This window comes from uncultured Vibrio sp., assembly GCF_947488985.1.
Lineage (GTDB): Bacteria > Pseudomonadota > Gammaproteobacteria > Enterobacterales > Vibrionaceae > Vibrio.
This window is the reverse complement of record NZ_CANLBV010000290.1, coordinates 1-511: the sequence shown is the minus strand read 5'-3', so window position 1 is coordinate 511 and position 511 is coordinate 1. Positions and strand designations below refer to the sequence as shown.

Here is a 511-nt window from a genome sequence, read left to right as displayed (position 1 = left end):
TTTGAAGGCAAGTAAGTGATATCCCATGTGTAGACTTGATTCGAGCCTGTCGCCGTATAACTCGTTGGCTTCGCTTGCTTTTGTCTACTCCGTTGACGGCCTCGGTTGTGAAGTTGCCCTTGTGCACTCAGTACCCGATAATAGCTCGACTCTGAAGCGATATACTCACCTTTATCAAGCAGTGTCGGTACGATTTGCGTTGGAGGTAAGCTCGCGAACTCTGGGCGATTACATACCTCGATAATCGCATCACGCTCTTGCTGCGAGAGCTTGTTAGCTGGCTCTGGCCTAGCACAGGTCGGTCTTTTATCCACCTGAACCTCTCCTTGTCGATACCATCGACGATAGGTTCTCACGTCAATTTGAACCTCACGACAAGCCAGCTCTAAGCGGCAACCACTTTGCTTAGCATCGTGGATAAGAGTAATTAGGTACTGCCTTTCATCGGTTGAGGTTAGTCGTCCTCTGGCTCTTCCCCGTAAAAGGCTCTGAGCTTTTTTCGTAGAACCAA

At 49.1% G+C, this 511-nt stretch carries 1 pseudogene; it reads right to left on the bottom strand.

Annotated elements, in window-relative coordinates:
• Window positions 1-511: pseudogene (locus Q1A70_RS20385) on the bottom strand (IS3 family transposase); the annotation flags it as partial.